The sequence below is a fragment of the Streptococcus sp. ACS2 genome (genome assembly GCF_000525585.1).
Taxonomy (GTDB): domain Bacteria; phylum Bacillota; class Bacilli; order Lactobacillales; family Streptococcaceae; genus Streptococcus.
On record NZ_JALT01000001.1, the window covers coordinates 1 to 9,931 of the forward strand.

5 protein-coding genes are annotated in these 9,931 nt (G+C 39.3%); 2 read left to right on the forward strand and 3 right to left on the reverse strand.

Translation table 11 applies throughout. The features are described 5' to 3' along the window. Positions 1-228 precede the first annotated feature (228 nt). Complete coding sequence (locus HMPREF1517_RS00005; protein WP_037598825.1) at positions 229-2,187, reverse strand: KxYKxGKxW signal peptide domain-containing protein; 1,959 nt, start codon at positions 2,185-2,187, stop codon at positions 229-231. A gap of 330 nt (positions 2,188-2,517) precedes the next feature. Here HMPREF1517_RS00005 and pdxS point away from each other — a divergent pair, with 330 nt between their 5' ends. After that, the gene (gene pdxS / locus HMPREF1517_RS00010; protein WP_002883851.1) at positions 2,518-3,390 is read left to right on the forward strand and encodes a pyridoxal 5'-phosphate synthase lyase subunit PdxS; all 873 of its coding nucleotides are present in this window, start codon (positions 2,518-2,520) and stop codon (positions 3,388-3,390) included. Next, positions 3,391-3,984, forward strand: a complete 594-nt coding sequence (gene pdxT / locus HMPREF1517_RS00015; protein ID WP_037598826.1) for a pyridoxal 5'-phosphate synthase glutaminase subunit PdxT — start codon at positions 3,391-3,393, stop codon at positions 3,982-3,984. Positions 3,985-4,243: 259 nt separating this feature from the next. Here the strand turns inward: pdxT and HMPREF1517_RS00020 are convergent, their stop codons facing one another. Together HMPREF1517_RS00020 and HMPREF1517_RS00025 are read right to left on the reverse strand one after the other, a co-directional pair. Further along, positions 4,244-6,691 carry a glucosyl transferase gene (locus tag HMPREF1517_RS00020; RefSeq protein WP_198017469.1) on the reverse strand — a complete coding sequence of 816 codons (2,448 nt, stop codon included), beginning with the start codon at positions 6,689-6,691 and terminating at the stop codon, positions 4,244-4,246. Positions 6,692-7,407: 716 nt separating this feature from the next. Then, a partial coding sequence (locus HMPREF1517_RS00025) for a KxYKxGKxW signal peptide domain-containing protein (RefSeq protein WP_037598827.1) occupies positions 7,408-9,931 on the reverse strand: 2,524 nt, incomplete at its 5' end.

The window sequence follows — 9,931 nt, forward strand, 5'->3', positions numbered from 1 at the left end:
CAAGAAAATATAAGAAATTTTGATAAAAATAAGAAAACGATTACATTGTGATGCGAGTGAGAGAGGGAATGATTTTAGTTGCTACAGACTTTTCTAAAAACAAAAAAATCCAAGGTCTATGCCCTGGATTGAGGAGATTATGAAAAAGAAAAGTTTTAGGATAGTTATAGCATATAAATTAAAACCTAAAGTTTTCTTAAAGTGGTAGAAATATTTTGTCTTTCCTTTTTAATTCACTTTCTCAGTAGCCACACCGTTTTCATCGATGATATAAGTTTTGCCGTCTTTTTCGAGAGTGGTATTCGTCCACATAGCCCCACTGTCTTTGTCAAAGTAGTAAGTTTTACCATCAATGTCTACTAGGCTACCTTTGACTTGCTTACCATTTTTATCAAAGTAGAGTTGAACACCATCAATGGTTTGACGGCCTGTTAGGAGTTTGCCCTCTTTGTCGTAGTAGTACCAGTTCCAGAAATCATCGCGAACAAATTGGTTTTTAGCCGTAAATTCAGTCACTACTCCCTCATTATCAATTGTGTAGGTCTTATCATCGACTTTCAAAGTGTCGTTAGTAAGGATAATAGTGGTGTACATACCAGCATATCTTTCTGTTCGATATGATTTTGTTAGACGATAGCGCTTGCCATCGATTTCTTTCCACGTAGGCTTGTTAATACTTTCCACCTTTGGTTGGAAGTAGTGAAGGTAACCATCGGAGCCTCGTTGGATGCCCTCGAGGAGGACACCGTTTTTATCAGTTCCATAGATTCCAGAGAAACTAGGCCCGCCCCAAAATGTTTTTTTTGAAAAAAGGGCTCCAAAATAGTTTTTTTCTATTTTACTATCTGTGACTAGATAAAGTTTGCTGTCATAACCTATGATACCATCAAGAACTTGACCCTTTAAAGCAAAGATATATTCTTTTCCATCGATAATTTGTTTACCAGTTAAGACTTCGCCGTTAGCATTGGTACGGTAGGTAGAAGTGTTTGCATGGAACATTGAAGGAGTTTCAACAATGCCATATTTGTTCTTGACCAATTGTCCTTGGTAATCAAAAAGATAAATCTTCCCATCAATTGTGACAGTATCATTTTTAGCCATAAGTCCGTCAGGTTTGAAATAATAACGTTTACTGTCAATGGTATGCCATCCAATAAATGCAGCACCATCTTCGCCTAAGTAATTAGTATAAGTTGTATATTGAGGTTCTGTCCTATAGCCATTGAAAATTGAAGTGTGATGCCACTGATTCGTTAATAGAGAACCATCATTCTCATCGAATCGATAGTATTTTCCACCAATCTCTCGTTCTTGTCCTTTGACTTGTTTGCCATCTTTATCAAAGTAAAGGATGACACCATCAACATTTTGCCAACCAGTCAATTTTTCACCGTTGGCAGTGTAGTAATACCAATCTTTTTGGTTGTCAGATTGGAAATGACCACCGGTCACGACCTGAGTAGGTAGTTGTGTTTTTTCGGTTAGGATACCATCAGCATCTGCTAGATAAGTTTTACCATCTACTTCAATACTTGTATCAGTTACCTTACGCCCATTATCTTTATCGTAGTAGTAATCCTTGCCATCAATAGTGACTTTTTCACCTTTTGCCTGGATGCCATTGTCATGGAAGTAGAGGTTGAAGCTGTCGATGGTTTGTGGGCCAGTTAGTTTGTGGCCCTCGTTGTCTAGGTAATACCAGTTACCCTGATCATCGGATGTGAACTTGCCACCTTGTGAGGGTGTTTCCTGTGAAGTAGTTACGTTGTCGCTTGTTTCAGATGAGACTTCAGCACCCCTATCAGCAATAGTTGTTTCACTAGATTGAGCGGTTTCAACCTTTTTATCGGCCTCGTTACTAGGCTGTGTAGCAGTTGTTTCTATTGGCTGAGTAGCGACATTAGTAGGTGTAGTGTCAGTAGATACTGCTGCACTAGAAGTATTCTCGACAACTGTACTCGTTGGAGCTACTTCGGTTCTTGTTATAAGGCTAGCACTTGTCTCAAGATTGCTGTCAGAGACGACATTTTCAGGACTGTTAACAGCAGTCGTTTCTGGTTTGACTTCATCGGCTCCGACCTGTCCTAGTCCAATTAGTGAAGCCCCGATAGCCAAACTTGAGGCAGCGATTGTGATCCAATGTTTCTTAACTTTATGAAGTTTGAAACGAACTTTGTTTTCCATAATTTTCCCCCTTGTATGGTGACTTGGTAAATTCATGCTGTGACATTTAAAACATCATGAACACCAAAAATTAATTTACGATTATATTTTAATCCTATTTTCTAATAACTTCAATAGAAAACGGATACAAAAACGCCATGATTTTATAAAAAGATTCTTATATTCGTGATAGTTATAGCCTATAAAAGAGTTTTCCTAATTTATTTATTTTTTCGTCTATAGATATGATTGAAAGAGCAATTGTCCCCATACAGTTTGAGAAAAAGACTCTTTTCTTCAAAAATCATCCTGTGTAAAATAAAGGGCATAAAAACATGAGAGGTGATTGCAATGACAAATCGTTACGACTTAAATAAAAATTTGGCACAGATGCTTAAGGGAGGCGTCATCATGGACGTTCAAAATCCTGAGCAAGCACGTATCGCTGAGGCGGCAGGAGCCGCTGCGGTCATGGCCTTGGAACGCATTCCGGCTGATATCCGTGCAGTAGGTGGTGTGTCACGTATGAGTGATCCTAAGATGATTAAGGAAATTCAGGACGCCGTTAGTATTCCAGTGATGGCTAAGGTGCGTATTGGTCATTTCGTGGAAGCACAGATTTTGCAGGCGATTGAGATTGACTATATCGACGAGAGTGAGGTTTTGACACCGGCCGATGACCTTATTCATGTGGACAAAACCAAATTTGATGTGCCTTTCGTCTGTGGGGCCAAGGATCTTGGTGAGGCTCTTCGTCGTATCTCTGAAGGGGCATCAATGATTCGTACCAAGGGTGAACCTGGGACTGGTGATATTGTTCAGGCTGTTCACCACTTGCGACTCATGAATCAAGAGATTCGCCGTATTCAAAATCTTAGAGAAGATGAACTCTATATTACTGCAAAAGACTTGCAGGTGCCAATTGATTTGGTCCGTTATGTCCACGAACATGGTAAGTTGCCTGTTGTCAATTTTGCGGCAGGTGGTGTAGCGACGCCAGCAGATGCTGCCCTAATGATGCAGTTGGGGGCTGAAGGTGTCTTTGTTGGTTCAGGGATTTTTAAGTCTGGAGATCCGAAAAAACGTGCGGAAGCCATCGTCAAAGCAGTGACTAACTATAATCGTCCGGACATTTTGGCGCAAGTGTCAGAAGATTTGGGGGAAGCCATGGTAGGTATCAACAAGGATGAAATTGACATCCTAATGGCAGAGCGAGGAAAATAAATGACAAAAATTGGAATACTGGCTTTGCAAGGTGCTTTTGCAGAACATGAGCAGGTCTTGAAAGCACTTGGGGTTGAAACGGTTCAAATCAGAAATCGACAAGATTGGGAAGCCCACGCTGATTTGGACGGGCTCATTCTACCAGGGGGAGAGTCGACAGTCATGGGAAAACTTTTACATGATTTAGACTTGTTTGAGCCGATAAAGGCGAAAATTGATGCTGGACTACCTGTATTTGGAACCTGTGCAGGTCTGATTTTGTTGGCCAAAACCATAGTAGGGGACCAAACAAAACATTTGGCAAGTATGGACATCAATGTAGCCAGAAATGCCTATGGTCGCCAATTGGGCAGTTTTGTCACAGATGCTGAATTTAAAGGAATAGGCGAGATCCCAATGGTCTTTATTCGTGGGCCGATTATTGAAGCTGTTGGACCAGAAGTGGAGATTCTAGCTCAAGTCAATGGGGCAATCGTGTCAGCTAGAGAAAATCAGATGTTAGTGACTTCTTTTCATCCAGAATTAACGGGTGACGAAAGGGTACATGCTTATTTCCTAGATATGATCAATCAGGCAAAAGAAGAAAAGCAATAGCTCAAAACCTATGACATCGTTTATTTCTTGACCGCACAAAAAAATCCAGGACCTAGGCCCTGGATTTAGGAGATTATGAAAAAGAAAAGTTTTAGGATGGTTATAGTATATAAAGCAAAGCCTAAAGTTTTCTTAAAGTAGAAGAAAAAGTTTACATGTGATATGAAAAAGGAAGTTGACAGTTGGTCGACTTCCTTTTTAACGATTACTAAATCAAAGTAATTATGCGATATCAATAGTTGTTATTTGAATTATATTCTTATACTTCACCAGGGCCCATCAAATGTCCATTACCGTCAGCATCGAATTTGAAGGCACCAGTGTTTGTTCTAACAATGGTATTTTCAGCACGTGCTCCATTCTTAGCATCGTAATAGTGGACAGTTCCGTCATCGTCAAATTTGAATTCTCCTCTAAGTTGTCTACCGTTTTGGTCGAAGTAAACATGGATGCCATTCAAGGTTTGAGGTCCTGTCAGTTTATTCCCTTTAGCATCAACATAGTAGTAGAAATCTTCACGATCTAAATCTTTACTTTCTCTTGGATACTGTCCATCCTGACCTACGATATCATTTCCAGGAATGGTGATTGTAAAGTGGAAGATGCGGTCACCATCGAGATTTCGGTAATTCCAATTGTAGACGTGAACAAAGCTATTAGTGACAAGAGCACCAGAATCTTTGTCGTAATAGTGTCCATCTGGCGCGAAGCGTCCCTTGACTTGTGCTCCGTTAGGAAGGAAGTACAATTTCGTATTTCCAAAAGTCTGAGGTCCTGTTAATGGTTTCCCATCAGCATCGAGATAATACCAGGCAGTAGTATAGACATTTTGATTGTTGATGTCATCACGACCAATATAGGTTAAGATTTCTTTAAAAGCATTGGTTACGAGAGCACCAGAATCTTTGTCATAGTATTTACCATTTGGTGCAAAATGTCCCTTGACTTGTGTACCAGTGAAATCATCAAAGTAGACTTTAACACCATCGATAGTTTGTTCTCCCTTGAGTTTATCACCTTTATCATTGACGTAAACCCAGTTGCCATCTTCAGTTTCAAGATAGCGTTTTGTTACAAGTGCACCAGAATCTTTATCGAAATAGCGACCATCCTCTGCAAAACGTCCTTTGACTTGTTTGCCATCCTTGTCAAAGTAGACTGGAATGTTGTCAACGAAGTTGAGACCGATGAGATTTTTACCGTTTGAATCCTTGTAGTACCAGTTGCCCTCGTTATCACTATAATAGTGACCACCAAAAACTCGTGGTGCATTGTCTAGGGAGACAGTAGGTGTAGGAGTGACGGGGGTATCTATTTCTTCGCCAGGTTTCATCAAATGTCCATTACCATTTGCATCGAATTTGAAGGCACCAGTATTTGTTCTAACAATGGTATTTTCAGCACGTGCACCGTTTTTCGCATCGTAATAATGAACAGTACCATCTTCGTCAAATGCAAACTCACCTCTAAGTTGTCTACCATTTTGGTCGAAATAGACATGGATGCCGTTTAGGGTTTGAGGTCCTGTCAGTTTATCCCCCTTATCATCTACGTAATAGTAGAAATCTTCGCGATTCAAATCATTGCTAGAAAGTGGGTAATGACTCATATCCAAAAATTGGTTTTCACCGTTAGGTCCAACGACTGAATTATTAGGAATGGTGATGACAAAGTGATTCACATGATTTCCGTCTTGATTTTGATAATTCCAGTTGTAGACATGGACAAAGCTGTTAGTTACAAGCGCACCAGAGTCCTTATCATAGTAGTGTCCGTCAGGTGCAAAACGTCCTTTAACTTGTGCCCCATTAGGGAAGAAGTACATGTTTGTACCACCAAGATTTTGAGGACCTTTAAGTGGCCGTCCGTCGGCATCAAGGTAGTACCAATCAGTAGTATAAATGTTTTGACCGTTGATATCATCACGACCAATATAAGTTAAGAGTTCTTTAAAGGCCTTGGTTACAAGAGCACCAGAATCTTTGTCATAGTATCGGCCATCCTCTGCAAAACCACCTTTGATTTGAATACCGTCTTGGCTAAAGTAAACAGGAACATTATCCACATAGTTCAGCCCGACAAGATTTTTGCCATTTGCATCCTTGTAATACCAGTTACCATTATCATCACTATAATAATGTCCACCAGAAATATGAGGTGCATTTTCAAGTGTTACAGAAGGTGTGACTGGCTTTTCATTTTCATCGATTGGGGCAGGTTGTTCACTGTTTTTTGTAGGTGTTTTTGTTTCTTCGACAGGAATAGGTTCATTGACTTTTTCTACCGAAGTTTTTGTAGTAGAGGCTTCTGAAGTTGCCGTTTTAATAGATATAGCTTTATTGGCCTCATTATCTTGATTGCTAATTTCTTGTTCAGAAGTGATTTCTACTGGTGATTCGCTTGCCAATTCAGATGATGCGACTTCACTGCTAGGAGCTTCACTAAGAACCGTACTTGTACTAGTAGGTAGCTCAGTATTAGTTGAGATAGGATTTGTAGTAGGTGCTTTGATCTCAACATTAGTTACTACAGTTTCTTGTTCGGGTGCAATAATTTCAGTTGATTGACCTGTAGCTTCGGGTATTTTTACTTCATCCGCAAATGTAGGGCGTGCGACTAAAGTAAAAGTAGCTAGAGCAGTTGCACAGGAAAGTGCTACGACATGTTTCTTTGACATTTGCCAATGATAATTCATTTCAGTATTCATAATAGACTCCCTTCAAAAATGAACACCGATGTTTAGGTGTGTAACATAAAGGAGCTAGGCCATCAGAAAAATGTTAAAAGTGAGAAGATCTGTTAAAACGACTGAGCCCCATATCTAAATCTCCCATGTTAAAGCCATAAGAAGATTTTATAGGCGAGCACGTCAAATGTGTGGCAAGTAGAATATGCTTATGCTGTGTAATTTATATCTAGAAACAAGTGATTTTACTTATTTATCCTAATACTTTTATTTCTCTCCTTTCGTTTAATTATTGAATCCAACCTATGGCATGTGTCTTCAAATACAAAAAACTAGAGCTCTTAGTTTGAAGCATTCTCTCTAAAGCTCTAGTTTTATATTATAGACTGATGTGTGTATGAAAAGAGCCTTAGATTATCATGCCAAAGTGCCTAAGGACCAGTTTTCATGCATAAAAAATTATTTTGACGTTAGAAGTCTAAAGCCAAGTTCCTAATCCTAATCCCCTGTAGTACACTTTCAACGTTTTTAGTAAAACGCTTACATGTTCACCTATCTTTATTATAATACTTTTTTTATGACAAACAAGTTTTTTTACAAGATAATCGTAATTGTTTAAGAATAGTTCATATTTGGATTCTATTTGTATGACAGTGATTGATGATATGAAAAAGGAAGTTGACAGTTGGTCGACTTCCTTTTGTGTTGGGTAATTGTTCATAGTCACTTGTAAATGACTATCGAAGGATATGGCCAACCCCGTCATTATCGAAGTAATAAGTAACGTGATTGATTGTCAAGGTTACATTATCAGCACGATTACCAGAGCCAGGAAGATAATAGTAAGTCTTACCACCTAAAATGATGAGTTTATCTTTAGCTTGTATACCCTTATATTGTCCGTAATCATCATCGTAGAAGTAGACATGCTTTCCATCGATGACTCTTCTACCAGTCAGAATATTTCCCTTACTATTTGCATAATACCAGTTATTCTTATGTTCGAAGTATTTTCCGGTTACAAGGGCACCAGTCTCTTTGTCATAATAATGATCACCACGGTATGGATAATTAAACTCACCTTTCCCTTTTTCGCCGTATCTAAAGTAGTACTGAATTCCGTCCAAATATTTAGTACCGTGAAACTTCTTTCCTTTTTCATCAACATAAAACTCTTTGCCGCCATCCTCAACCAATCTATCTGTTACTAAAGCACCGTTATCTTTATCGTAATAGTGATTATCAGGAGCAAAATGGCCTTTGTATTGGACACCATTGGTGCCGAAATAAACGTTGACGTTATCAATGGTGTGGGCACCAAGGAGGAGGTAACCCTTGTCATTGACATAGTACCAGTTACCTTCGGAATCACTGATATAGCGGTTTCGTTCAGTTGATTGACTTTTAATGCTGAGGACACCAGATTGGTCTGCCACATAGGTCTTACCATCGAAATCAAAAGTTGTATCTTTGACTTTTCGACCGTTATCTTTATCAAAATAGTAAACCCTTCCATCGATATCAACGAGCTCTCCCTTAGCTTGTCTATGAGTTCCTAAATGGAAATACATGTCGTAGCCATCAATAGTTGCAGGGCCAACGACAGGAAATCCATGTTCATCATAGTAACGCCAGTATCCATCTTTATCTTGGACAAAATAAGCAGTCTTTTGTCGAAGGTCCTTAAAATCACTAGAAATGAATTTACCAACCCCATCATTATCAAATTCATAGATATTTGGAAATTCTCTCGTAATATAGTGTGTAGGAATATTCAATCGTTTATTTCTAGCAATAGTTCCATCATTGTAGAAGTAATAGTTATTGAAAAATCTGTGCACGACCATATTTCCATCATCTTGGAAAAAGTACTTATTACCATTGATGGTTTGCCATCCTGTGACTGGTAGGCCATCGGCACCAAGATAATACCGTTCGAGTTCAGGATGTTCATTGTTATCATAATTTGCATAAGGAGCAAAGTCAAATCTTACTTCTTTAGCATAGTTTTCTTCAGGAATGAATCGTCCAGCTTTGAAGGTGACGAGGCGGTTCGCCACAAGGGCGCCGTTATCTGGGTCGTAAAAATAGGATTTACCATTGACCTTACGGCGTTCCCCCTTGACCTGTCTACCATTTGAATCAAAGTAATAGGTCAAACCATCAATAGTTTGTGGTCCAGTCATAAGTTTTCCATCTTTATCCATATAGTACCAGTGACCACCATTATCTTGTAGAAAAGCGGGATGGTTATTTGCCACTGTAACGATACCATTAGGATCAATATTGAGTTTGAAATCACCGTTGTTGAGATGTGTGTCTTTAACTAATTGTCCTGCATTTTCTTTGCCAGCATCTCCAAACAGATAGAGCTTGTCACCAACCACGTTCAAGCCGTAGCTAAGTTGGCCGTTTCTATCAGGATTAAAGTAATAGGTTTGTCCTTTGATATCTTGTAAGCCAGAAACTCGCACGCCATCGCTACCTAGATAGTAAGTTTGACCATTTTCTTCAACAAATTCATCATGGAGCATACGTGCACTATCTGTAAAGTAATAGAGTTTTCCATCAATGGTTTCGAAACCAGGATGTTCTCGCTCTTTTTTGAAATAATAGCGTTCTCCATTAATATCTTGCCATCCCATAAGCTTATTACCGTTGTTATCGTAGTAATAAGTTACGTAATAAGGATGTCTTGTGGTAATAAGACTACCTAAATAGTTTTCTGTTTCAATGCGTTCTTCTTTTTCGGTAACAAATCCATTCCTTTTTTCAGTAAAGGCAGAACGGTCAGTTCCTCTTGTGGTATTTTCGATTGGGATATCACCGACAGGTGACGCATTCTCAGCTGTAACACTCTCACTAGTCGTTGCAATTACCTCAGAATGTGCAGTTTCAGAATGCGCTACTTCCGAACTAGCTGTACTTGTCACTTCAGAGCTTGGTTTTTCAGAGACTGTTTCTGTTGAAGGAACTTCTAAGGTAGCTACTGGTGCTTCTGATACTGTAGCAGTCTCGCTAGAAGGGGTAGCAGGTGTATTTTCTGTAGGTTTAGCTGTGGCTTCACTAGTCGCTGGAGCCTCAACGTCAATAGCGCCTTCTTTGATGATGGTTTCAACAGTCGCTTCATTAACAGGGGTAGACTGTTCTTCAGCTGAAGCATAGTTAAGGCCAGCAAAACTCAATCCCAAAGCCAGTCCTGTCACTGCAATAGTTACCCAATGTTTTTTAACTTTGTGAAGTTTAAAATGTACTTTCTTT

Excerpts from the sequence above, each read along its gene's own strand:
- HMPREF1517_RS00005 (WP_037598825.1), bottom strand. The coding sequence starts at position 2,187 with ATGGAAAACAAAGTTCGTTTCAAACTTCATAAAGTTAAGAAACATTGG.
- pdxS (WP_002883851.1), top strand. The coding sequence starts at position 2,518 with ATGACAAATCGTTACGACTTAAATAAAAATTTGGCACAGATGCTTAAG.
- pdxT (WP_037598826.1), top strand. The coding sequence starts at position 3,391 with ATGACAAAAATTGGAATACTGGCTTTGCAAGGTGCTTTTGCAGAACAT.
- HMPREF1517_RS00020 (WP_198017469.1), bottom strand. The coding sequence starts at position 6,691 with ATGAATACTGAAATGAATTATCATTGGCAAATGTCAAAGAAACATGTC.